This window comes from Oceanobacillus kimchii X50 (assembly GCF_000340475.1).
GTDB lineage: Bacteria > Bacillota > Bacilli > Bacillales > Amphibacillaceae > Oceanobacillus > Oceanobacillus kimchii.
Map to the genome: position 1 here is coordinate 2,532,073 of NZ_CM001792.1, position 25,319 is coordinate 2,557,391.

The following is a 25,319-nucleotide window of genomic DNA, read 5'->3' on the forward strand; positions in this document are numbered from 1 at the left end:
CTCATTGTCCTTAACATATAAAAATCCGAACTATGTTCTTAGAACATAGTTCGGATATAAACTACATAATACATAACATTCAATTTTATATACAAAATATCATTATAATGAAGCTGATTCACCTATAAAACTTTTTTAACTACGTTTTCCATCACACCTATTCCTTCTATCACTAATTTTATCTTATCCCTGTCTTTTACATATCCTGGAGGATTCATTGCAAATCCTACACCATCCGGGGTACCTGTCATAATTATATCTCCCGGTTTTAATGTGATTAAATTAGAAATAAATGACACAAGATAAGGTACTGAAAAAATTAAATGTTTGGTATTTGAATATTGACGTTTTTCATTATTAACATAGGATGCAATAGTCAGATTACCAGGATCTAGAATTTCATTTTTCGTGACAATCCACGGTCCAATTGGAGTTGTATGATCTAAACTCTTACCTTGTAGCCATTGAGGTGTACGCTTTTGTAAATCCCTAGCAGACGTATCGTTTCCTATCGTATAACCAGCGACATAATCCAAAGCATTCTCTTCATGTACATGGGAAGCTTCTTTTCCAATTACAATCGTTAATTCAACCTCATAATCCAATTTCTCAGTTGCTGAAGAAAAATGTATCTCATCTTCTGGCCCAATAATCGCATTGTCAAATTTAGCAAATAGCACTGGAAATTCCGGGATATCACTTTTCATTTCAGCGACATGATCCGCATAATTTTTACCGACACAAATTACTTTCTTAGCAGTCCCTAATGGCATACCTAATTGAATATCATTCATAGAAAAAGTAAACTCACTATCTTTAATCTTGCCAACTAATTTTGTTGCTTCATCAATAAAAAATTGCCCTTCTTGATAAAATAGCTCAGGTTGATAAGGTAATTCTACCGTTGTATTTCCAGCTTGAAATGCCTTTTGTGACGTAAGATGTATATCCACTATCTGTTCATTTTCAGTGATATACCCCATACGAAATTTAGAGCCGGATTCTTTTTTTCGATAACTTACAAGTCTCATTAACCATTCCCCCTATTCTAATTCATAGTATTATAGTATAAAACAATTTTTACTATAAATCGACGTCATTTATGATTAACTTGCTGACTTTGTTGAAGATATAGTTTCCTGCTTATATTGAATGGTTTTCCATCCAAAAATAAGGATCACAATAATAATTCCAATTATATCTGTATAACTCTCCGGTATAATCAAGAGTAAAGAACCAATTCCTAATATGAGGCGAATCAACCACTGTAATTCCATTTTATAAAACCCTTCTAAAGCGGCGCCAAACCCTATTATACCTATAATAGCCGTAACGGTAATTAAGGCTACTTCAATTATTGGAGGGAATGGAAACTCCGTTGCATTTACTGCTAATCCTGATGGATCAATGAATAACATGGCTGGATTGTATACAAACATATAGGGAATCAAGAACCCAGCTAAAGAAAGACGTAGCGATGTAAAACCTGTACGCATAGGATCCCCACCAGATATTCCGGCACCCGCAAATGCTGCTAATGCTACAGGCGGTGTGATATTTGCAAAAATACCAAAGTAAAAAACAAACAAATGAGCTACTAGTACTGGTATCCCAAATTCAGCTAGAGCAGGTGCAGTCATTGTAGCAGTAATAATATACGCTGGAATAGATGGTAATCCCATTCCCAAAATAATTGAAGCAATCATCGTTAAAAATAGTGTAAAGAATAAAGATCCTGCACCGAAACTAGTAATAGCTGAAGTCATTACGGTACCAAAACTTGTTAAGTTCACAACTCCAATAATAATTCCTACAACCGCACAAGCAACCATTACAGCTAGTGATTGTCTCGCACCGTCTTCTAGTGCCTTAAAAATATCTTTTATCCCCATTCTACTTGTTTTTCGTAGTGCTGCGATAATAATCGTTAACCCAATTGTATAAAGAGCAGCGAATCCAACGGGCACACCCATATAAAGAAAAATGATCAAACCTACAATTGGTAATAGAAGGTGCCCTCTTTCTTTTAATACGTCTTTCACTCTTGGTAAGTCTGCTTTTGGTATTCCTTTAAGGTTTCTTCTTCCCGCTCGAAAATGCACTTGCATGATTACTCCTAAAAAATATAAAATTGCTGGTATCAATGCAGCAAGTGCAATTGTTCCATATGCAATCCCTGTCGTTTCCGCCATAATAAACGCACTTGCACCCATAATCGGAGGCAAAATTTGCCCACCTATTGATGCGCTTGCTTCAACTGCTCCAGAAAAGTTTTTAGAGTAGCCAATTCTCTTCATTAGTGGAATCGTAAATGCTCCAGTTCCAACTACATTTGCTACTGCAGCGCCATTTATACTCCCCATAAATCCACTTGAAATTACAGCTACTTTAGCAGGCCCGCCCTGTTTACTACCAGCTAAGGCCATTGCTAAATCATTGAATAGTTGTCCCATACCAGACTTTGCTAAAAAAGCACCAAAAAGAATAAAAAGGAAGATAAACTGAACAGATGCACCAATCGCTGTTGAAAATAGTCCTTCCGTTTTTAAATATAATTGTCCAAAAATATCTCCTAAATCGAATGGTCTTGTCATTAACATATCAGGCATCCATAGATTATGGCTAAGGAAAGGATATGCTAGAAAGATTAAAGCAAGAATAGGAAGAATCCATCCTGTAACACGCCTAGCAGCTTCTAATACCAAGATGACCGTCAGTATTGCAAATAGTATATCTGCCATATTCGGTATTCCTCCACGTGTGGTCATCAATGCATTGTATTCCATAATTAGATACAGTGCCGAAGCAATACTTAATGTGAACAATATCCAATCATAATATGGTATTTTACCTCGATATTGTTTCTTAAAACTAGGATAGATTAAAAATATTAATGCTATCCCAAATGACATATGGATAGATCGTTGTAATAATGCTGGAATTGGATTTACGGTAACATATACGTGATAAAGTGAATATAGAATCGCAAGCAATGTAATTATTAAAGCAATTTTCTTATTAGTGATGTTGCGTACTCTGGATTCACTATCAAATTTCTCTAATATATGTTGTGTGGAAGTACTACGCCCATCCTTTATTGTTTCCTGTTGTATCTCACTCATAAAATTTCCCCTTCCCAAACTTTCCATATAAACAGTTCTTTTACAGTCAACACTACATTATTATAATTTTCTGTTAATTTGTATAAATGAACATCCTTTTTATCAGTGGATAAAGTCGTTTTCACATTTTCCGAAACTGCTATATTTAGTTCTTTATAGCTTACATCCATTTTCATATGTATATAACCATCTGAAGATGGTATAACTTCCCCTTGTGCAGGCACGCCAGCACCAAAAGTCTTAAAATATGTTTCTATTAAACTTAATTTATTTTCATTAATTTTGTATACTTCAACCCATTCTTCTTTTTCTACAGAATGAATCCATTTCAATTCAAACTCTCTATCATGAATATAATAACTTCTCCCATCAATTCCTACTTCAACCACAGTAACTTTGTTGAAGAGGAAAAATAGGAGTACAACCGTAATTGCACCCCCTACAATCCACTTATTTTTGCTCTTCATAATAACGCTCAGCACCAGGGTGTAAAGGAGCAACATGTCCTTCTTGCGCAGCTTCTAATGAAATCTCTGTTGCAGCTTGATGTGAATTACCTAATGTCTCTAAACTTTCAAAGAATGTTTTGGTTAATTGGTATACATCGTCTTCACTCATATCCGCATGAACAACTAAAGCATTCATAATTGCGGCTGTAGGAACTGGTTCCGCATTACCATATGTATCCGCAGGAATTTCTAAAGATACAAAATAAGAAGCATCTTGTGCGATCGACTCTACATCTTCAGGATTTATTTTCACTAGACGAATATCTAATGTTTCCGATAATTCCATTAACGAAGCATTAGGAAGTCCACTTGTTAAAAACGCAGCATCTAATTGACCTGCACGTAAACCATCAGCCGCTTCTGCATAACCCAGATAATCTACTTCAATATCATCATATGTGATACCGTGCCCATTTAGTAAAGTTCGCGCATTAACTTCTACACCAGAATTTTGGTCACCAACAGCGATTCGCTTCCCTTTTAAATCTTCAAATGTTTCAATTCCTGAATCAGCAGTTGTCACAATTTGAACATAATTAGGATATAACGATGCAATTTGATTTACTTTTTCAACGGGTTGCTCAAAACTTACTTCTCCTGCAATAGCTTGACTCACAACATCACTCATGGTAAATGCCATTTCTATCTTATCTTGTTCCATCAGGTTTACATTTTCAACGGATGCTCCTGTTGTTTGAGTTCTCGAGTTGATACCATAAACACTACTATATTCTTCAGCTAGTGTGGTACCTATAATATTATAAGGACCAGATGAACCACCTGTAGCTATTGTGACGATATTTGTTTCTAAACTTTCTCCTGATTCACCTTCTGCATCTTCACTATCTCCTCCACATGCAGTAATAATAGGTATCAATAATAATAGTAATAATATTGCCCAATTTCTTTTCATTTCCCTTCCCCCTTATTTCTTTTATTAATTAAGCGTTTTCATTAGTTATATTAATTTAATTTTTCAGTAAAGTCAATATAGTGACATTTTTACTGAAAATAGGTTATACAAAAGTAAAAGTATATATGTTGTCATGAAACGTTCAAAATACAATAATAAATATATGCTATACTCAATAATAGAATTTATTGTTTGAAATAATTTGTTGGAGGTAAAGTTATGATGAAATACAAAGCACTAATTTTTGTATCCGTTTTATTTATCTTCCTCACAGCATGTTCTCAAAATGAGGAAGATACGAATACAAACGATGAGAATTTAGATGATGTTGTTCCCGAACTTACAGTTGACTTTGATATCCCTGAACATGTAGAAAAAGGAGAAACAATTGATTTAACTGCTCATGTTACTTATGGCGATTCCCCTGTTGAAGATGCTGATGAAGTACTTTTCGAAGTGTGGACTCAAGGCAATAATGACCAAAGTGTTGAATTGGAGGGAAAGCATCAGGAAAACGGTACTTATACTGCGACTTTTACATTTGAAGAAGAAGAGGTATATGAAATGTATGCACATACTACTGCAGAAGCCATACATAGTATGCCGTTTAAGACAGTGATTGTAGGAAATGCAACTCCATCAGAAGAAGACAAGCATAACGAAATGGACCACGAACACCATCAAGAGGGACACGAATCGGAGAATCATGACGATCATGAATAATAGGTGAGGAATTGAAAAATAGCTTTATCACATAAAGAAATATACAACACTTTCACGGGCTGAATGATTATATGAGATATGAGATCTTAGAAATTAGAACTCTAAAACGCTCATCAACCGCCCGGGGAAAGTGGAGTATATTTTTTTGTTTACCCATAACTTAAATCGGTTCGTCTACCTCCAATGAAATTCATGCATGGAATTGTCTCAATTTGCTTCAATTAATTATCAGTTCTATCAGGATATTTTATTTTACTGATTTAAATTCATAATACGATATTTTATGTGAGATCCGAATGTTCACTGTTTTGATTTTCAATACAGATGGACGCTTTATAGCAGGCACCGGTTTTTAGCTAATTTGAAAAGAAGGACCCTTTTCAGTGGATCTTAAAGTTCCTTAATCTGAGCAGGAGTCGCCGTCTTCATTACAATCATAGCCAAGTAGGAACATTATTATTTGACTATCACCAAAATATTCGTTTTTTAAATGGAAATTGACTCTAATATTTCATCTTCGGATCTAGTGCATCTCGTAAGCCATCTCCAATTAGATTAAAGGCTAAAACAACTAACATTATACAAAGACCTGGTGCAATTAATGTCCACGGTGCTAACTGAAGAAATGCTCTACCGTCAGCAAGCATTCTTCCCCATTCCGGAGTAGGGTGTTGTGCCCCTAACCCAAGAAATCCTAAAGCAGCAGCTTCTATAATGGCAGTCCCAAAACTCAACGTAGCTTGTACGATAATAGGAGCTGTGCTGTTCGGTAGAATATGTTGAAAAATAATTCTACCATTCTTCATTCCCTGAGCACGTGCAGCCATAATATATTCTTCCTCACGTAAACTAATTACTTTTGATCTTACTAATCTACCGAAAATAGGAATGTTGACGATGGCAATAGCCACTAAAGCATTTTCTAGCGATGGACCCAAAATCGCTACAATCGCTATTGCTAATAGAATACTAGGAAACGCAAGTAAAATATCAAAAATACGAGATATAATCATATCAATCCATTTCCCAAAAAATCCCGCTACAATACCAAGTAAAGTTCCAAAAAAAAGCGCACCCGTAACAGCATAAAAACCTACCTGTAGTGAAACAGAAGCCCCGTATATAATTCGTGTAGCTATATCTCGACCAATATGATCCGTACCGAGTATGTGTTCATTTGATGGAGGCTGAAGTCTATTCGTAAGGTCTTGTTCTGCATAATCATACGGCGTTAACAAGGGACCTATAATTGCAATTACTAAAAATAGAAACAATATAATAATACCGATCATTGCTAACCGACTTCTAAATAAACTAGAAAGTGTCTCCTTCCAAGGGCTAATTTCTTCTATATGATCTTGTTGTAATTGTCCTACAAGAGATGGATTAGCAGTTTGCTGTTCTGCATGTGAATTTTTGCTCGCCATTATATTCCATCCCCCTTAATAATTAATCCTTGGATCGATTTTCTTATACAGAATATCTACAATTAGATTAATGATGACAAACAAAAATGCAATTACTAAAATACCCGATTGAATAACAGGATAATCTCGGAAACTAATTGCTTCATACACATATCTTCCTATTCCAGGCCAACTAAATATAGTTTCTGTTAATATTGCTCCACCTAATAACACTCCGGTTTGTAGTCCAATAACAGTAATTACAGGGATAATCGCATTTTTTAATGCATGTTTATAAACGACTAAAAATTGTCCTGAACCTTTTGCTCTTACTGTTCTAATATAATCCGATTTCATTACTTCTAACATACTCGATCTGGTCATTCGAGCAATAATTGCCATTGGTATAGTTCCTAAAGCAATACTAGGTAACACTAAATGCTTTAAAATAGTTAATGTACGTTGAAAATCAAGGTGTATTAATGAATCAAGAACATAGAAATGAGTTATGGCGGCTATTGGATCTCTTGGGTTCTGCCTACTATTTGCAGGTAACCACCCGAGTTCTTGTGCAAATACCCATTGTTCCATAAGCGCTAGCCAAAATACTGGCATTGATACCCCTATTAATGCAAACAACATTGCAAGAAAATCAAACCAGGAGTTTTGCTTCCAAGCACTAATAATTCCTGCATTTACTCCGATTACAATCGCAAAAAGCATGGCAAAAAGAGTCAGTTCAAATGTAGCAGCGATATATGGCCAAATTTCGTTTGAAATATCTGCCTTAGTACGTAATGACGTACCTAAATCTCCTTGTACCAAATCACCAAGATAGCGAGTATACTGTACAAGATAAGGTTCATTTAATCCCATAGATTCTTCTAGACTCTTAATTGATTGTTCCGTAGCTGTTTCTCCTAGAATAACCTTAGCTGGATTACCAGGAATTAAATGAACAATGGAAAAGGTTATAATCGTCATCCCGAGCAAAACTGGTATGAGCATTAATAATCTACGACCTATGTATGCTAGCATTTCATCACCTCAGACTATAATGGTTTTCAGTTTGTTCTAAGTATTAAAGGTCCATAGATAATCAAAATAGATGGATATTATTTTTTCTCCCTTATTCCTGCAGTTATTTAGCAAACACAAAACCCCATATGTCTACTTCCTATATCTCCAACTAAATGAAAATGGTAGAGTGCTTGTTCGAATCTAAACATTTTACGTTTATATAGTAAGGAAAAGAGATTGAGACAAAAGTATATACCCAAATAAATACCGAATGAATTTGTTTATAATCCGCCTCAGTAATATACTTTGCTTATCCAACGGCAGCTGGTGAGCGCCCGGATGCTTATGCATCGGGGTCTCGCCTTTGCCTCACTCCCATAGGACAAGGAAGACCTCGACAGCATTGCATCGCACGTAGAAAATCGATTTTTGATTTTCAAGGAGTCTCCGTATATTTCTTACGGTTAATTTAATGATCATTCGTCTTTTTGACCAAAACTTATCGTTGTGTCCCAACCTCTTTCCTTTATTCTCCTAACTGTACTTCTGCTAACGATTCACTCGTTGATGGGTGAGGTACATAATTTTGTACATTTGATGAAATAGCCATGACTGGTGTTGAGTGTACAAGTGTCACCATTGGTGCATCTTCAGATATTAGTTCTTGTGCCTGCATGTATAAATCAGCACGTTCTTCTTGATCAACAGCACGTTTAGCCTGATTCAGTAAATCATCCACTTCAGTGTTTTCATAGAACGTATTATTACTACTTCCTATATTTGTACTATGCAATAAGCTACTTAGGAAGTAATCTGGATCACCATTTGTACCAGACCACCCTAAAATGTACATTTGGTGTTCTCCTTGTTCTGTTAACTCTAAATACGGAGCCCATTCGTGTGAGGTAATTGTTAATTCAATACCTACTTCAGATAAATTTTCTTGTACAATTTGAGCCACTGTTTCAGGATCTGGCATGTAAGGACGAGCAGTTGGAGAAATCATTAATTCAATTTCAAGACCATCTGCATATCCCGCTTCTTCTAACAATTCTCTCGCCCGATCTGGATTATATTCATACCCCTCTACCCCATCGTTATATCCCAGATAACTTGGTGGCAGTGGATTCTTTGCTGTAGTTGCATAACCTGCATATAATGCATCAGCGATTGCTTGTTTATCGATCGCATAGCTAATCGCTTGTCTCACTTCTTTTTGATCAACTGGTTCTTTTTGGGTATGGAATCCTACATATCCAAAGTTATTTTCTCCACGAGTTAATAATTCAATTCCTTCTTCCCCTTCTAGACCAGCAGCATCATCTGGATTTAATCCATCCATCATATCAATTTCACCTGACTGTAAAGCAATTAAACGTGCTGAATTATCAGGTATCACTTGGAAAATAACTTGATCTAGCTTAGGTTGATCCTCAACTCGATAATCTTCAAACTTGTCTAATACTATGGAGTCATTTTTACTCCAACTATTAAATTTAAACGGTCCCGTACCCACTGGGTTTTCAGTAATATCTGGGCCATATTCCTCTAATGCAGCAGGAGAAGTTATCGCAAAATAAGACATCGCTAGATTTTGTAAGAAGAATCCTAATGGTTCTTTTAATACGAACTCAATTTCATGATCACTTACAGCATTAATTTCGTCTATTACATGTCCTTCATCACCTTCAAACCCACCAAACATTGTTCCGTAAATATTGTACACAAATCCTTCATCAGTAAATGCATACTCATGATTTGGGTCTGCCCAGCGTTCAAAATTCGTTTTTACAGCTTCAGCATTAAAATCTGTTCCATCATGGAAAGTAACCCCCTCTTCTAAATAGAAGGTGTATGTGAGACCATCTTCTGATATATCCCAATCATGTGCTAAACCTGGTTTTATCTCGAACGAATCTTTATCAAAATCAAGTAAACTTTCTAGAATTTGTCTGGTTACTCTTGAGGATTCTCCATCGGTTGTACTTCCAGGATCTAAACTCTCGGAATCTCCACCTCTGGCAAATACAAGCACTTGATCTTCAGAAGCTGAAGCATCAGATCCATTATCTTCTGTCCCTGCACTATCATCTGCAGCATCTTCCGGATTTGCTCCACCATCACCAGAACATGCAGCCATTATCAATACCACAAGCGTAAGTATTAACAAAATCAGATATTTCTTTTTCATACTAGTTCCCCCTCTTTTTGTTTTGATAAATGTTGTTGCTCATCATTATATAAATGACATGCTACAACATGATTATCCTCAACTGGTAAAAACTCTGGTAATTCTTTTTTACAGATGTCCATTGCCACGGGACATCTTGTATGGAATGGACAGCCACTAGGTGGATCTTGTGGACTTGGAACGTCTCCTTCTAAAATGATCCTCTCTCGCTGAATATCGGGATCAGGATCTGGCACAGCAGATAACAACGCTTGAGTGTACGGGTGTTTCGCATTATCGTATAGTTGGTCTTTAGGTGCAATCTCTACCATTTTCCCTAAATACATCACACCTACACGATCACTAATATGCTTTACTACACTTAAATCATGGGCTATAAATATGTACGTCAGCTGGAATTCATCACGAAGATTCTCCATTAAATTTAATACTTGAGATTGTACGGAAACATCCAGTGCAGATACAGGTTCATCACATATTATTAGTTTTGGATTATTAGCAAGTGCTCGTGCAATCCCGATACGCTGCCTCTGTCCACCGCTAAATTGGTGCGGATAACGTGAAGCATGATAGGAACTAAGCCCAACAACTTCTAATAATTCTTTTATCCTTTCTTTTCTTTCCGCTTTTTTTGCATCGGTATGAATCATTAATGGTTCATTAATGATTTTCTCCACAGTATGTCTAGGATTTAATGATGCATAAGGATCTTGAAAAATAATCTGCATATCCTTCCTCAATAACCTCATTTGCTCAGCGTTCAGTTTCGTAATATCATTTCCTTGAAAAAGAACTTCTCCTTCAGTCGGTTCGATTAATCGTAAAATTGATTTCCCGGTTGTTGATTTACCACAACCTGACTCACCAACTATTCCCAAAATCTCCCCAGGATATACTTCAAAGCTTACATTATCAACTGCTTTCACTTCTCCTACCGAGCGTCCCAAGACGCCACCTTTAACAGGAAAGTATTTCTTAAGATTTCTAACCTCCAAGAGGGGTTGATTGTCTTGAATCATTTGGCAGAGCTCCCCCTTCTTTTTCATCTTGAAGAAAACATCTACTAGTTCTACCTTCACCAATATCATATAAATCTGGGTTCTCTTTAAAGCAACGCTCATAAGCAAATTCACATCTAGGTGCGAACCTGCATCCAACATGATTAAGATTTGGTTTAGCAACTGTTCCTGGTATAGAATATAATTGCTGTTCTTTTTTCCGTAGATTTGGTAGAGAGCGGATAAGTCCTTTAGTATAAGGATGCTTCGGATCTTTTAATACTTCGCGCTTTGTTCCTTGTTCAACGACTTGTCCAGAATACATCACTACTACACGATCACATATATCAGCTACTACCCCTAAATCATGCGTAATTAATAAAATTGCTGTACCTTGTTCATCATTCAAGCTTTTCATTAAGTCTAGAATTTGTGCTTGAATCGTTACATCCAATGCTGTTGTTGGTTCATCCGCTATCAATAAATCTGGATTACAAGCCATTGACATGGCAATCATAACTCTTTGTCTCATACCTCCAGAAAGTTGATGCGGATATTCATTAACAATAGATTCTGCTCTTGCTATACCTACTAATTTAAGCATTTCTACAGATTTCTCAATTGCCTTTTTCTTTTTCATCTTATGGTGTAAACGAATTGCTTCACACATCTGATTACCAATCGTAAATAATGGATTCAAAGAAGTCATCGGCTCTTGAAATATCATCGAAATTTCATTACCACGTATTTTCTTCATTTTTTTCTCTGTTGTCTTTGTTAAATCTACCCCTTTAAACATAATCTCCCCTTCCACAATTTCTCCTGGAGGGTTAGGTACTAATTTCATTATTGATAGCGATGTTACACTTTTCCCGGAACCAGATTCACCTACAATGCCAACTACCTCTCCTTTTTTTATTTGCAAACTCACACGATCGACAGCGGGAACCTTTTCCTTCTTCGTCGTAAAGTGTGTACTGAGATTCTTTAATTCAAGAATAACTTCAGACAAAGATTCTCCCCCTTTTTAATTTTCTATATTGAACAGAGTTTCTTATAATATACTGAAAATTATTTAAAATTGCAACATATATATTATTTAGTATGTTACTAAAATTTTGTACTATTTTATTTTTATTAGAAATTCTTATATACTGAGATAGTGTTTTTAAGTTTACAATTTGAGGTGTTCATATTGATTGAGGTATATACAGATGGAGCAACATTAGGAAATCCCGGCGTTGGCGGGGCGGGAATTTATATAAAAGTTGGTAAACAAAGTTATCAATATTCCATTCCACTTCCAACCATGTCAAATCATGAAGCAGAATTCCATGCGATTATTCATGGATTAGAAATATGTAAGAAACATTTTCCTAATGAGATATTGTCGTTTCGTACAGATTCCAAAGTTGCAGCGGACTCAATTGAAAAAGGATATACTAAAAATAAAATGTTTCAATCTTTCTTACGTACAATAAATCAAATTTCATCAGAGTTTCCATTCTTCTTCATCAAATGGATTCCAGAAAAGCAAAATTATCATGCGGATAAACTCGCAAAAAAAGCCATTCAGGATCACTCATAAAATTCGTGCAAACTATCATATATTCCATTATACTAGCGTAAAGATCGTATGTAGGAGGAACAACATGGGGAAGTTTCCATTAAGAGAACAAAGTATAGTTTTAATAGGTTTTATGGGAGTTGGAAAAACTACTATCGGTAAAACCGTAGCAAAGAAATTATTCCGTGATTTTATAGACATAGATGAAAAAATCGAAAAAAGATTTGAGATGCCAGCCAAAGATATTTTTCGACTATATGGAGAAGAAACATTCCGTAAAGCGGAAAAAGATATTATATCTGAAATATGTCAACAGCGACTCAAAGTTGTATCTTTAGGCGGAGGGGCATTTTTACAAAAAGAAATACAAGATATATGTCTAAATTCTAGTATTATATTTTATCTGGATTTATCTTGGGAACGTTGGAAAGACCGTATCGAACTATTAATGGAAAGTCGACCTGTACTTCAAGGTAAGACGATGAAGGAAATGAAACAATTATATGAAGACAGAAGACCAATATATGAGCAACATCATTCAAGAATAGATACCGACTACCATGAGATAGAAGAAGTTGCCGATTATATCGTCGAATCTTTAAAATTAGCATGGGATATATATGAACCTACTTCATGAGAAAAAAGAAGAGCTAATGCCAAATAAAGCGGTTATTGCTCTTTTTTATATTGCATGAATCTTATCGCAAAAGCGCTATATATCCTGAATAATAGTGAAGGTTCAATCCTACTATCAGTCCACTTGGATTTATGAAGCAAATGAATTTAATAAAAATATGGTTAAATGAAAAATACTTATGTAATTTCAAATAAAATCGAGATTAATAGAGCGAATCCTCCACTAACCATTAAGGGAACGTTAGTAGAGAGATGACAGTACATCTCTCTCTATATATTTTTATAAAACACATTATGAAAATGATATCTATCACTATTCTGCAGCTAACCAAGGTGTTAATTGTAGTGACACATCACTCGTATTAATTACTTGACCTACATTAAAATTGGTTAAATTTTGAGACCTGAAGTTAATTGGTGCTACTTCTTGAACACTCCCAAATCCAGCTACTTTTCCGGCTATCGCTGAACCATTGACTTGATTATATATTGCTAAATAATAGCTTGAATCATCATTTAAGACAATTGATGAAAGTAATGGTAATGTTATTAACCCACTTGACACGGTTGTAACTACATCCGTGATAGCTATGACAGTAGTCGTAATATTCGTATCCGGCTCCAAAATGGCCATTTGAAAATCTCCAGTTGCAGCTCCATTTTGAATTATATACACCGTCATTTCCGTGACTGTTATTTCTTCTTGTATAAATACTAATGCTCCTAAAGCTTGATTATTTCCTCCACCTTGGTCAAACGATATCTCTGAGTCAACGGTCCCTAGTGTTGTAGTTTGAACAAAAAAAGGAGTTGCTCCCGTTGGACCTGCTTCTCCTGTTGCTCCCGTTGGGCCTGCTTCTCCCGTTGCTCCCGTTGGACCTGCTTCTCCTGTTGCTCCTGCTGGACCCGCTTCTCCTGTTGCTCCCGTTTGGCCTGCTTCTCCCGTTGCTCCTGCTGGGCCTGCTTCTCCCGTTGCTCCCGTTGGGCCTGCTTCTCCTGTAGAGCCAGTTACTCCATTTGCTTCATTACCACAATTAATGATAATTTGTGGATTACAATAATCTTTTACACAAGTACATTTTTTACAATACTTATCTTTATTGTGACAAATAAATTGCGAATCATTATTAACCGGATATTTACATCTTTTACTAAAGTATCTACTCATAACACATTAGCACACCTTCCATTCCCAAAAATCTATATATATTAATTAATAGTATTAAGAATAGTAATTCTCGTATAAACAGATGTCATATATTTTTATAAGTTTATAAAATAAAAAATCAAAAAATCCCTCAGTTGAGAAATTATCTTGACGGAAATATTGTTTATTTACTAGGTAGTTTCTCTCTCATCGTTTCGGCCTTTGCTGAAAATACTAAGAAAAACTTGGATTTACAGAAGAAATAAGGAAACGATTGATTAAAGGGAAATTTATTGTGTATAAAATTCAAATAGTAAGAGATAAAGTCGAAGCATTTCATTTCATTCAGAGGATACAGATGAAATGACATTTGAATCTTACCAAGAAGCGGAAGTCTATAAACTTAAAGCTGAGAAAAATTGCTCGTTATCAGATAAATTCAAATTACAAATTGAAAAGGATAAATTAATATAGTCCTTTTGTTAAAGTAAAATAAAGCCCTCACTGGGAGGGCTCTGTTTTAGTAATATCTGTTACAACAATAACAGAATTTCTTCTTACTACACTTTCTATGATAGTTATCATCTCGATATCTATCATGAAATCGATTATCATAGTTGTCATTTTCTCTAAAACAACCACAATGATTCTCTTTTTTCTTGTAGCAGTGACATTTACAACATTTTTTGTGTTTCTTTCTACACTTATCATCATAATAACACATAGTTTTATCACTCCTTTCATAATCAACATACGCAATTAATAAAAAGGAGATTGGACAAATCTAATAGTAGATAACACATTTTATTTAAAGCCCTCGCTAGGAAGGCTTTTTTAATTTTAAATTCCCTGCATTAAGCCTACGTTAATTTTCCTTCTTCTATTTGCCTAACCTGTTAATTTCGCAAAAGAAAAGGCCTCCTTTAAGAGACCAATAAATCAATATTTTTAGTAGTACCTGTTCTTTATCTAACATTAAAGCTAATAGTACCACTAGATGTTACCGTTCCGGTAACTACATCTCCATAGTATGTCCCAGGTAACATGTTGGTAAAAGTTCTGGTCAAGCTTGGCTGCCTTAATGGACCAAACCCAGTACAATTTCCGGATGCTGCATTGCATAAACGAACCATTGGGTCTCCAGTAAAGTTCAACTTCCTTACAGTCACCGTAACGTCTGCACCTCCAGATGGAACTACTAATTGTCCATCCCACTGCCCATCTTTTGTTTTAAATTTGTATGGTCCGAATGTTTTCAAAAGAGTCGAATCATCTATAGCGGTGACTTCAGAAGCATATGATGTGTTTCCAAATAAAAAAGCGGACATAGCAATTACTAGAACTAAAGACGTTTACGATAACGGCTCTATCATCCCAGTATTAGCAGTATTGTACCCACACAATGAATGGGCAATAATTTCTACATACGCTTGACCTTTACTCCCTCCAAACTTTTTCTTTAATCCAAAGTGTGATGCAATAGCTTTTGCTAAGTCTTTTCTGTTTTAATACGCTACTACAACGCATCTTTTAATGTCAGTCGTTGACTCCATAAATCCATCCTCAATAAGAATCGCAGACATTGCTAATTCACGTAACATATGAAAAATTAAATTTCGAAATATTATTTCGAAACACGAAGGTTCGCAATTCGTTTGCATCAAGTATTTTTCAAATAAAAAAGACAAGGGAAGTATTTTCTTACTCCCTTGTCATTATTGCTTTTGAGTGATGCGCCCGGAGGGATTCGAACCCCCGGCAAACCTGGTACCGGAAACCAGTGCTCTATCCAACTGAGCTACGGGCGCAAATATAAAATTTTGAAGACACATCCATTATTATACAAGCGTTCTTAGAGAGAAACAAGGATTTTTTAATGCTTTTATAAAAAAAGGAATACGTTTATAATTAAATAAATGGGGAATCATGGAAATGGTTATTAATTAGTTAAACTTTTCGTTTGACCTTTATTGACCAATGAGCTATGATAAGTTTATACACATTCCATGGAAGAACTATTTCACTTGGAAATTAAAGGAGGATGTATGATGAATTTAGTACCTACAGTTATTGAACAAACTAACCGTGGAGAGCGCGCATATGATATTTACTCTCGTTTACTTAAAGATCGTATTATCTTATTAGGAAGCGGCATTGATGATAATGTCTCGAATTCTATTGTAGCACAGCTACTTTTCTTAGAAGCCGAAGACCCAGATAAAGATATCTCCTTATATATTAATTCACCTGGTGGATCAATTACGGCTGGGATGGCAATTTATGATACAATGAATTTCATTAAACCTAACGTATCCACTATTTGTATCGGTATGGCAGCATCTATGGGTGCTTTCCTACTTACAGCTGGTGAAAAAGGTAAACGATTTGCTTTACCAAATAGTGAAATCATGATTCACCAACCATTAGGTGGTACACAAGGTCAAGCAACTGATATTGAAATTCATGCAAAACGTATTATTGATATTAAACGTCGTATGAATGAAATCATGGCTGAGAAGACAGGTCAACCTCTTGAGGTTATTGAGCGTGATACAGAACGTGATAATTTCATGACAGCTGATCAGTCTGTTGAATATGGCTTGATAGATAAAATTCTAGAACGTAAATAGTCATAAAAAATGTTGAGCTTACTCAAGCTCAACATTTTTTATGTCCTTTAAAATTAATATTCTTTGCAGCCGCCCACGGTTATATCGTTGAAGAATAATTATAGGGAAATTAAACAAACAAGCATATAATACCATTTAATAAAAGTAACTAATTATATCTATATCCAAATTTATGTGTATAAATCTCTTTCTAAATGTTGCTTTGTTAGCATTAAAAATATAATTAATATTACTTCAAATCCATTTGTGATTGCTCCACTATCAATAGGAAATGATACGATACTACCAATTGTCATTAAACTAGCCCCAACTAACAACCATACCCATTTGTCAAATATCCATAAAAGCACACCTGTCAATAGAAGTATAAGGGTAACAATTAGAATCATTATAGGTGGTCCAGAAGAAGTTTCTATAGGTACATAACGTAAAACACCAAATTCCCACTGTGGTTGTAACATTAAATTTATTAGTTCGGTTTGTACTTCAACTACAATTAACAAAACTGTGATTAATGTAGCTCCATATAGAGCAGTTTTTCTTATGGAAATATATTTAGACCCTTCTAAAGCTCCAATACAGTATAAAACTAATGTTGGTGTTAAAAATGCATGACTCCAGTAACGAAGGTAATTTAGGTTTTCTAATAAAGCTCCTTCTCCTATGAATCTACCTATTGCAACAATTGCATTATCTACTATAAGTCCAACAATAACTAAATAAATAAATGACCGACGTGAAAAATAGGAATCGATCTTTTTTTGATTTAAAGAAAAGATTAATATACCAATATAAATTAGTGTATAGATAAAGTATAAATAACTATCCATTTATTTCCCTCCTTACATTGGTTTATAGATTATGTAACTATTCATTATTTACCCAATCTAAAATAGACTCTATGACGATGTGTTGCTGCTCAACTACCGAAATTGTCGCCTCACCATCACCCTTTTGTTTACCATAAACACCAAATTGAGAGTGATTTCCTCCCCTTATCTCTTTCATTACCGTGTTATCAGATAGTAAATTACCCGTTTCATCTATTTTATCGAGTGTAGTAAGGCCATCTTTATCTGCAAACAAAGATAAGGTTGATATGGAAGAGTTACTGAAATCATTATTATCACTTGGAAAAGAACCCAAGAAAAAAACACCTGTGATTATATCTGAATGTTCTTTTGCATAGCTTGATGCAGCAACGCCGCCTAATGAATGACCTCCAATAAACCAATCTTCCGCAGTAGCATATTTATCAATGATTTCTTCCGCTTTATCAACTTCTAAAATCGGTAAATTTAATCGAACATTAGGTATTGCTACTAAATATCCACGTTTAGATAATTCTTGACCGTAATAGCTGTATGCTTCTGGCTCTACTTTAGCTCCTGGATATATTATGATTCCACCTTTAGTTTGTCCTTCTCCCTTTGAGTCAAAGACTAGCCAATCTTCGAAATATGTTATCTCATCTTCATCCACTAATTTAGTTAATGTACTAGATGGCGAATAGGTTTGTTGAGTCCAATAATAAAAGGCTAAACCGCTTACGATAATTAATAAAAGCAATACTAGTAAAATAATTTTTGATACTTTTTTCATATAAATCTCTCTTTCACTGTTATTAAAAGCTAATTTCTTTATAACACAATGAGGTTTACTTATCAATTGATAAGTAAACCTCATAAAAAAAGAGATTAAGGCAAAAGTTATTAACTAGATGAATTCAAATTTGAAATCTAAAAGCTCTCTTCTAAATTAAATATTTGGTCTGCCTTAACCTCTTAAGATTTATATACTATGAATTTACAGTACCGTGAAGGATAAAATCAACAAGCAAATCATACTGAGTGGATAATGAATGAGTGTTATTAGTCCAAGTTGATATTGTTTGTCCCATCGTTAACAAACAAAATCTTGCAGCTTCTTCGGGGGCAATATGTTTTCTTAGTTTACCTCTCTCTTTCAATTCTTCAAATACGTTAATAAAAGGTTCTAAGTATGCTCCTCTCCACAATAAATAAATTTTATGTTTGTTCTCATGTTTAAATTCAACGGAAATATCATGAACCATTATCATAATACTAGTAGGATGTTCATCCGCTAAGATTTCCAGCATTAATCGCAGTCGTTGTTCCAAAGGTTCATCAGATATCACATTTAATTTAGATTTAATTCTCTTTACAAATCTTGTTAACATTGCAATATATAATGATTCCTTATCTGGGTAATGATAATATAATGCAGGCTGAGATATCTTACATTTAGCTGAGATTTCACGAGTAGTAACAGAGCGATACCCTTTCTTCATAAACAATTCTTCAGCAAACTGTAAAATTCGTTCTTTTGAATCTTCATCTTTATTGCGAGGCATTTTTAATCTTACTCCTTTAAAATTGTTATACTTTATTTTATCTAGAACGTTTGTGTATTTTAAAGGAGACTGTATATCATATACATAAAATCAGCTACCATTAACCTTTCATATTGGTAATATAGTAGCCTTTTAAAGATATAGTAACTATCTACAAAATTGATATTTTAATCTTCTTCGTTATATACATATTTTTCTAAATGTTTTATTGCTGTATCCTCATCAGGTCCCTCAGCAATCAATTTTATTTTTTCTCCTTTTGTAATCGCTAAACTCATTAATCCCATTATACTTTTAGCATTTATTTTCTTATCATCTTTTTCCAAAAAGATATGGGATGAAAAACGATTTGCTTCTTGAACAAATTGTGCTGCCGGTCTAGCTTGTAATCCGGTTTCTAATTCAACCGTTACAAATTTTTCTACCAATACTCTCATCCTCCCCTAAAATTCGAAAACGCTATCATATGTTTTCTGATAGAGAATCCTCTATCAGAAAATCACTTAATTAAATTATAAATATTATGAAATTAATCGTATTATATCATAATACTCTATTTACCGCATTACTTGTCTAAGATAAGGTTTCTCCTCGTTTAATCTTTTCAGCGAACTCATCGATTTTTTTCAGTCGGTGGTTCACACCAGATTTTGAGATCGTACCACTGGTCACCAGTTCACCTAGTTCTTTTAATGAAACATCTTCATACTGAACCCGAAGTTTTGCTATTTCTTGTAATTTATCAGGCAATTGATCCAGTCCAACGGTTCGCTCTATTAATTTTATGTTTTCAATCTGTCGAAAGGCCGCTCCTATTGTTTTATTCAAGTTAGCTGTTTCACAATTCACAAGTCGATTAACAGAATTTCTCATATCTCTAACAATTCGTACGTCTTCAAATTTAAATAATGCTTTATGTGCTCCAATTATACTTAGGAATTCCGTAATCTTTTCCGCTTCCTTCATATATACGATGTAGCCATTTTTTCGTTCTAATAATCGCGCATGAAGGCCATACGAGTTCAGTAATTTCTGTAAGGATTCAGCATGCTCCTCATAATAATTAAAGATTTCTAAATGATAGGAAGATGTTTCAGGATTATTCATCGATCCTCCTGCTAAAAAAGCCCCTCTTAAATAAGACTTTTGACAGCATTCTTTTTCCAAGTACTTATTTGAGATTGTCCGAACAATTGTATATTGGTTTTCAATTAAATCTAGATCTTCTAAAAGTAATTGTACTTCCTCTTTTAATCGTACAATATAAACATTATTCTTTTTTAATTTCATTTTTTTACGGACGAGTAATTCCACTGCTATCGAATAGTTCTCCTTAATCAATGTATAGATGCGTCTCGCTATTGCTGCATTCTCAGTCTGAACATCTAGAGAATAGCCTTGGCGTGAAATAGAAATTGCTCCGTTCATCCTGACCAAGGCTGCAAGTTCTGCTAGTTGACAACACTTGTCTGATTCTATCGCTGTCAATTCTTTTTTAATTTCCGATGCGAAAGACATGTTACTCCCCCCTTTTTCTATCATATTCAAATCAACTAAACAAAATCAAATAGTAAAGATGCTATCTTTTCATTATCATGTCGTAAAGTTCCATTTGATTCAGCTAAAATATTCCCAGCAATTACATGTAAGCCCATCTTGTTTAATCTTTTTTCATCAAACGTTACTGGTGTTGCGTTCTCACTTTTGTACAGAGCCTGAATTTTATCTGGAATTATCTTATTATGAACAACTATTGCATCTATACATGGTTCACCAATATGATCATGAATAGCTTTTACATGGTCAGCAGCTGAGTAATTCGTTGTTTCACCGTCCTGTGTCATTGCATTACATACGTAGACTACTTTTGCTTTTGAAGAAGCGATTGCTTCTTTTACTTGTGGAACAATTAAATTAGGCATTATCGAAGTGTATAAACTACCAGGAGAAATCACTATAAGATCCGCGGATTTAATTGCTCTAACAGCATTTGGCAATGGCTTAACAGGCTGAGGTTCAAGAAATACTCTCTTTATTTTCTTTTGAGCTAGTGGAATATTTGACTCTCCTGATACAATTTCTCCGTCTACCATTTCTGCGTGTAAAGACATATTTTCATTGGATATTGGATAGATTTTTCCTTTTACGTTTAAAACTCGAGAAATTTCTTTAATTCCATTGTTAAAGTTGCCAGTAACTGAAGTCATTGCCGCTAACAAAAGATTCCCCATAGAATGCCCGGACAATCCATTTCCTTGTGTAAAACGATGTTGGAATAACTCTAATAGCATTGGTTCAGCATCAGAAAGTGCAGCAATCACATTCCGAATATCTCCTGGTGCAGGTATTTCCATTTCGTTACGAATTCTACCAGTGCTACCACCGTCATCCGCTACAGTAACAATTGCTGTTAAATCAATAGGTAGTTTTTTCAAACCTCTTAATAATACAGGCATTCCTGTTCCTCCACCAATTGCTACTACTTTTGGATTGCTTACTGTCCCCATATTATAAAACCTTCCTTTTATCTATATCACGATGGCTAACATGAGTTGTATAATCATTACTTAACATCTTAGAGAAATGCTCTGATAATGCTACAGAACGATGCTGTCCACCTGTACAACCAATTGCTACTACAAGTTGTGATTTTCCTTCTTTTTTATATTGAGGGAGCATAAATTTAAGTAAATCTGTGACTTTATCAATAAATGTTTGTGTGTCCGTCCATTTGAATACATATGAAGATACATCTGGATTTAATCCCGTTAGCGGCTGTAAGTTCGCGACATAATGAGGGTTTGGTAAGAATCTCACATCAAATACGAGGTCGGCATCAATAGGAAGCCCATACTTAAAACCAAAAGATAAAAAGTGTACGGAAAATACTTCTTGCTTTTCTTCTTTATACACTTTCAATATTTTCTCTCGTAAATTTCTCGGCTTTAAATTTGTTGTATCAATAATTCGTTGAGCTCTTCCTCTAAGTTCGTCCAAGATTTCTCTTTCCTGTTTTATTCCATCTAATGGCAAACCATCGGTAGCTAACGGGTGAGAACGTCTTGTCTCTTTGTAGCGTGTTACTAAAGCTTCGTCTTTTGCATCTAAAAATAAAATGTGACCTTCAAGCCAATTCTCTTTCGCTAAAACATCTAGGGCTTCAAAAAGTGAATCAAAAAATTCTCTGCCACGTAGATCCATGACTAATGCAACCTTTTGAATATTATTTGTTGCATCTCTCATCAATTCTAAAAATTTTGGAAGTAATGCAGGAGGTAAATTATCAACGCAATAATATCCTAAATCCTCAAAGCTCTGGATAGCCACTGTTTTCCCTGCACCTGACATTCCAGTAATGATTACGAGCTTCGTTTCTTGTTCTTGACTCAATATCCTCGCCCCTTTATTACTTTCGTTTATATAGATTAGGTATTTAAATTTTTAACTCTACTTATATTATACAATGAAGCAATTCACCACAACAAGCAATTAAAAGAACTTCGAATACACGACAAAACAGGACAAGTTATAGCAAAAAAAAGCACAGGTTATAACAACCTGTGCAAAATAACTAATCTATCTATTAAAAGGGGGTCAATTAGTTATTTATAGTGTACCCCATAAATGTTTCGTGCGTATTACAACAGGATTAAAAAGTAGTTACTATTGGTAAATTTTTCTATAAATTACTCTAAGATTGCTTACTTTTTAACTTTTCTTCTAAATCTTCGACATATTTTATTGCAGCCTCTGCAGCAATGCTTCCATCTCCAGTTGCTGTAACAATTTGTCGAAGTTCTTTGTCTCGAATATCCCCAGCAGCAAAAATTCCAGGAATTGATGTTTCCATATTTTCATTCGTTGCAATATATCCCTCATCATTCGTAATTCCTAATGAAAGAAATGCTTCATTTAATGGAACCATTCCGATATAAATGAAAACACCATCTGCATCAAAATCATTTACTTCATTTGTTTTTGTGTTTTTTAATGTGACACTACTTACTTTTCCATCAGTGCCATTAATGGTTTCTGCAACAGTATCCCAAATAAAATCAATTTTTTCATTATCAAAGGCACGATCTTGTATTATTTTTTGCGCACGAAGGTTATCTCTGCGATGCACTATAGTCACTTTATTGGCAAACCGTGTAAGATAAATACCTTCTTCAACTGCTGAATCGCCTCCACCAATTACTACAAGATTACGATTCTTAAAGAATGCACCATCACATACTGCACAATATGATACACCTCTACCGCTAAGTGATTCTTCACCTTCGATACCTAGCTTTTTATATTGAGCTCCAGTTGCAATAATTAAAGCACGAGTATGATACTCTTTATTCCCTGCTTTTATTAACTTATAATCACCGTGATCTTCTACTTCTTTGATATCACCATATGCATATTCAGCACCAAATTTTTTGGCATGTTCAAACATTTTATTAGATAAATCCGGACCTAATATATTATCAAAACCTGGGTAGTTCTCTACGTCTTCTGTATTAGCCATTTGACCACCAGGTATTCCTCTTTCTAACATTAATGTCTCTAGATTTGCACGTGATGCATATACTGCTGCTGTCATTCCTGCTGGACCTGCTCCAGCAATAATAACATCATACATTTTTTGTTCGGACATATAAATCGCCCCCGTATTCTATTTAATTCCAACATCTAGTTTAATTAATCGATTGTTTTACGTCTATCTTTTTGCTCATTACTTATTTATTATTCCAAGGACCTTCTTCATCAGATAATCGTGGATGTTTTTTGCAGCCTTCTTCCCAAATATCCAGGGCTTTTCCTGGATCTCCACAATTATATGCACAAATGCTATACCATTTATAATATGATAGATGAGTTTTCACTGGTTCTTTTGCAAGTTGTTTAAATCTATTATACGCTTCTTCTGAATTCCCCGTTCGTGCCAATGTTACTGCAACACGCAGTTTTTGCTGCACATGTATTGGATATATATTTAGTAATGCCTGAATATGCTTTTCATATGCAGGGTTCTTTTGTTCATAATAAAATAAAGCTAAATTCATATGGCTGTACAAAGAATTTGGATCTTCTTCCAAAATATCCTTCTCAATCTTAATAGCTTCATTTTGCTTTCCTGTATAAAAAATCGCTTGTGCGTAATCATGTTTTGCTAAAATATGATCTGGGAACAAATCAATCATTTCTTCAATAATAGGAATAGCTTTTGTCCATTCACTATTTTCCATATGATAAAATGCGGTTTCTTGATAAATGAGTAATTCATCTTCATCCTCTAAATCCAAGTCATCAATATCTTCATCGATTTGAATTAATTCAAGTAATCTATTCGCATCCTCACTAAAATCTCCGTCTGGTTCTTTATCTAAATAGAACTGAGCATATTTTCTTGCATCATACAACAGACCAAGATGGGCGTAATTATTTGCAATCAAATAATAGCAATCTATATAATCACTAGATTGCAAGACTTCGGTTAATAATTGATTCGCTTTATGATAAGATCCTACTTCGGTATATATAATAGATAATTGGCATTTATATAAAGGGTCTTTAGGTTTTTGTTCCATGGCTTTCTTCATCCATTTAATAGCGATGTCGAATTTACGTTTTTTAAACGCTTCAACACCTTTTGTATAATAAAAATCTCCTTCAGGGATAAAAGGGATCACCTTATTATATTCAGCTTTTTTACCTTTAGATTGCATGTGTATCCCCCTATTTTCTAAACATTCGTCCAAAGTATATCACACTATATATGATATCACCATAGTGTCTACTCACATTGCAAAATTTGTTCGAATTTTAGAAGCTAAATCATTAAACTCTCAAGTAAAGAGATTGAGATAAAAGCATTCCCACAAAAGATAATCCCAATGATTGGCTTTTGAATACCCGCTTCAGCAATATACTCCGCTTATCCTTAGGCAACTGGTGAGCCTCCGGATGCTCTGCGTTCCGGGGTCTCGCCTAGACCTAATCTCCGTATATTTCTTAGGCTTATTCTAGCTATTATCCATCTTTTGAATGCTAATTTTTGTTATATTCCAACCCGTTACCTCTATTATATGATA

26 protein-coding genes and 1 tRNA gene are annotated in these 25,319 nt (G+C 34.7%); 4 read left to right on the plus strand and 23 right to left on the minus strand.

The annotated features are described in order from the left end of the window. Positions 1 to 122: 122 nt before the first annotated feature. The 4 genes from C794_RS13285 to C794_RS13300 form a co-directional block, all read right to left on the minus strand. Entirely contained in the window at positions 123 to 1,031 is a 909-nt protein-coding gene (locus C794_RS13285) for a fumarylacetoacetate hydrolase family protein (RefSeq protein ID WP_017797633.1), read from the minus strand. A gap of 75 nt (positions 1,032 to 1,106) precedes the next feature. Then, on the minus strand, positions 1,107 to 3,122 hold the full coding sequence (locus tag C794_RS13290) for a TRAP transporter permease (RefSeq protein WP_017797634.1): 2,016 nt from the start codon (positions 3,120 to 3,122) through the stop codon (positions 1,107 to 1,109). Further along, positions 3,119 to 3,589: a DUF1850 domain-containing protein gene (locus tag C794_RS13295; protein WP_017797635.1), complete on the minus strand. Its 471-nt coding sequence runs from the start codon at positions 3,587 to 3,589 to the stop codon at positions 3,119 to 3,121. The genes C794_RS13290 and C794_RS13295 overlap by 4 nt, the downstream gene beginning before the upstream one ends. Then, the gene (locus C794_RS13300) at positions 3,573 to 4,544 is read right to left on the minus strand and encodes a TAXI family TRAP transporter solute-binding subunit (RefSeq protein WP_017797636.1); all 972 of its coding nucleotides are present in this window, start codon (positions 4,542 to 4,544) and stop codon (positions 3,573 to 3,575) included. Before C794_RS13300 ends, C794_RS13295 begins: the two co-directional genes overlap by 17 nt. Positions 4,545 to 4,763: 219 nt before the next feature. On the opposite strand from C794_RS13300, the gene C794_RS13305 reads away from it, so the two are divergent. Continuing rightward, on the plus strand, positions 4,764 to 5,267 hold the full coding sequence (locus C794_RS13305) for a FixH family protein (protein WP_017797637.1): 504 nt from the start codon (positions 4,764 to 4,766) through the stop codon (positions 5,265 to 5,267). 503 nt (positions 5,268 to 5,770) lie between these two features. Here C794_RS13305 and C794_RS13310 read toward each other — a convergent pair. The 5 genes from C794_RS13310 to C794_RS13330 form a co-directional block, all read right to left on the minus strand. Then, the gene (locus C794_RS13310; RefSeq protein ID WP_017797638.1) at positions 5,771 to 6,694 is read right to left on the minus strand and encodes an ABC transporter permease; all 924 of its coding nucleotides are present in this window, start codon (positions 6,692 to 6,694) and stop codon (positions 5,771 to 5,773) included. Positions 6,695 to 6,709: 15 nt separating this feature from the next. Beyond that, complete coding sequence (locus tag C794_RS13315) at positions 6,710 to 7,711, minus strand: ABC transporter permease (protein ID WP_017797639.1); 1,002 nt, start codon at positions 7,709 to 7,711, stop codon at positions 6,710 to 6,712. 508 nt (positions 7,712 to 8,219) lie between these two features. Continuing rightward, entirely contained in the window at positions 8,220 to 9,884 is a 1,665-nt protein-coding gene (locus C794_RS13320; RefSeq protein ID WP_017797640.1) for an ABC transporter substrate-binding protein, read from the minus strand. Further along, the gene (locus C794_RS13325) at positions 9,881 to 10,903 is read right to left on the minus strand and encodes an ABC transporter ATP-binding protein (protein WP_017797641.1); all 1,023 of its coding nucleotides are present in this window, start codon (positions 10,901 to 10,903) and stop codon (positions 9,881 to 9,883) included. Before C794_RS13325 ends, C794_RS13320 begins: the two co-directional genes overlap by 4 nt. Next, positions 10,869 to 11,894 carry an ABC transporter ATP-binding protein gene (locus C794_RS13330; protein WP_017797642.1) on the minus strand — a complete coding sequence of 342 codons (1,026 nt, stop codon included), beginning with the start codon at positions 11,892 to 11,894 and terminating at the stop codon, positions 10,869 to 10,871. The genes C794_RS13325 and C794_RS13330 overlap by 35 nt, the downstream gene beginning before the upstream one ends. Positions 11,895 to 12,077: 183 nt before the next feature. Here C794_RS13330 and C794_RS13335 point away from each other — a divergent pair, with 183 nt between their 5' ends. Both C794_RS13335 and C794_RS13340 read left to right on the plus strand, forming a co-directional pair. Beyond that, a complete protein-coding gene (locus tag C794_RS13335; RefSeq protein ID WP_017797643.1) occupies positions 12,078 to 12,470 on the plus strand; it encodes a reverse transcriptase-like protein in 393 nt (130 codons plus the stop codon). 64 nt (positions 12,471 to 12,534) lie between these two features. Next, a complete protein-coding gene (locus C794_RS13340; RefSeq protein WP_017797644.1) occupies positions 12,535 to 13,086 on the plus strand; it encodes a shikimate kinase in 552 nt (183 codons plus the stop codon). A gap of 312 nt (positions 13,087 to 13,398) precedes the next feature. On the opposite strand, the gene C794_RS20860 is transcribed toward C794_RS13340, so the two are convergent. From C794_RS20860 to C794_RS13365, 4 genes are all read right to left on the minus strand, one after another. Next, positions 13,399 to 14,253: a collagen-like protein gene (locus C794_RS20860; protein ID WP_017797645.1), complete on the minus strand. Its 855-nt coding sequence runs from the start codon at positions 14,251 to 14,253 to the stop codon at positions 13,399 to 13,401. 480 nt (positions 14,254 to 14,733) lie between these two features. Further along, a complete protein-coding gene (locus C794_RS20180) occupies positions 14,734 to 14,943 on the minus strand; it encodes a hypothetical protein (protein ID WP_175618776.1) in 210 nt (69 codons plus the stop codon). A 254-nt stretch (positions 14,944 to 15,197) separates the two neighbouring features. After that, on the minus strand, positions 15,198 to 15,491 hold the full coding sequence (locus C794_RS13360; RefSeq protein ID WP_017797648.1) for a hypothetical protein: 294 nt from the start codon (positions 15,489 to 15,491) through the stop codon (positions 15,198 to 15,200). Between the two features lie 473 nt (positions 15,492 to 15,964). Further along, positions 15,965 to 16,040: transfer RNA gene (locus tag C794_RS13365), tRNA-Arg, on the minus strand. A gap of 240 nt (positions 16,041 to 16,280) precedes the next feature. On the opposite strand from C794_RS13365, the gene clpP reads away from it, so the two are divergent. Then, positions 16,281 to 16,862 carry an ATP-dependent Clp endopeptidase proteolytic subunit ClpP gene (clpP, locus tag C794_RS13370; RefSeq protein WP_017797649.1) on the plus strand — a complete coding sequence of 194 codons (582 nt, stop codon included), beginning with the start codon at positions 16,281 to 16,283 and terminating at the stop codon, positions 16,860 to 16,862. An 18-nt stretch (positions 16,863 to 16,880) separates the two neighbouring features. Here clpP and C794_RS21370 read toward each other — a convergent pair whose 3' ends face one another. The 10 genes from C794_RS21370 to C794_RS13415 all read right to left on the minus strand — a co-directional run bounded on the left by C794_RS21370 (position 16,881) and on the right by C794_RS13415 (position 24,953). Continuing rightward, complete coding sequence (locus C794_RS21370) at positions 16,881 to 16,997, minus strand: glycosyl-4,4'-diaponeurosporenoate acyltransferase CrtO family protein (RefSeq protein ID WP_353048071.1); 117 nt, start codon at positions 16,995 to 16,997, stop codon at positions 16,881 to 16,883. 35 nt (positions 16,998 to 17,032) lie between these two features. Continuing rightward, complete coding sequence (locus tag C794_RS13375; RefSeq protein WP_017797650.1) at positions 17,033 to 17,692, minus strand: hypothetical protein; 660 nt, start codon at positions 17,690 to 17,692, stop codon at positions 17,033 to 17,035. Between the two features lie 37 nt (positions 17,693 to 17,729). Further along, positions 17,730 to 18,464 carry an alpha/beta hydrolase gene (locus C794_RS13380; protein WP_017797651.1) on the minus strand — a complete coding sequence of 245 codons (735 nt, stop codon included), beginning with the start codon at positions 18,462 to 18,464 and terminating at the stop codon, positions 17,730 to 17,732. Between the two features lie 196 nt (positions 18,465 to 18,660). Then, on the minus strand, positions 18,661 to 19,236 hold the full coding sequence (locus C794_RS13385; RefSeq protein WP_017797652.1) for a TetR/AcrR family transcriptional regulator: 576 nt from the start codon (positions 19,234 to 19,236) through the stop codon (positions 18,661 to 18,663). Between the two features lie 167 nt (positions 19,237 to 19,403). Then, a complete protein-coding gene (locus C794_RS13390; protein ID WP_017797653.1) occupies positions 19,404 to 19,664 on the minus strand; it encodes an HPr family phosphocarrier protein in 261 nt (86 codons plus the stop codon). Between the two features lie 145 nt (positions 19,665 to 19,809). Further along, on the minus strand, positions 19,810 to 20,754 hold the full coding sequence (gene whiA, locus C794_RS13395) for a DNA-binding protein WhiA (RefSeq protein ID WP_017797654.1): 945 nt from the start codon (positions 20,752 to 20,754) through the stop codon (positions 19,810 to 19,812). A gap of 35 nt (positions 20,755 to 20,789) precedes the next feature. Beyond that, a complete protein-coding gene (locus C794_RS13400) occupies positions 20,790 to 21,743 on the minus strand; it encodes a gluconeogenesis factor YvcK family protein (protein ID WP_017797655.1) in 954 nt (317 codons plus the stop codon). A 1-nt stretch (position 21,744) separates the two neighbouring features. Then, a complete protein-coding gene (gene rapZ / locus C794_RS13405; protein ID WP_017797656.1) occupies positions 21,745 to 22,626 on the minus strand; it encodes an RNase adapter RapZ in 882 nt (293 codons plus the stop codon). A 301-nt stretch (positions 22,627 to 22,927) separates the two neighbouring features. Then, positions 22,928 to 23,881, minus strand: coding sequence for a thioredoxin-disulfide reductase (trxB, locus tag C794_RS13410; RefSeq protein ID WP_017797657.1), 954 nt, complete (start codon positions 23,879 to 23,881; stop codon positions 22,928 to 22,930). 82 nt (positions 23,882 to 23,963) lie between these two features. After that, positions 23,964 to 24,953, minus strand: coding sequence for a tetratricopeptide repeat protein (locus C794_RS13415; protein WP_017797658.1), 990 nt, complete (start codon positions 24,951 to 24,953; stop codon positions 23,964 to 23,966). Positions 24,954 to 25,319 lie beyond the last annotated feature (366 nt).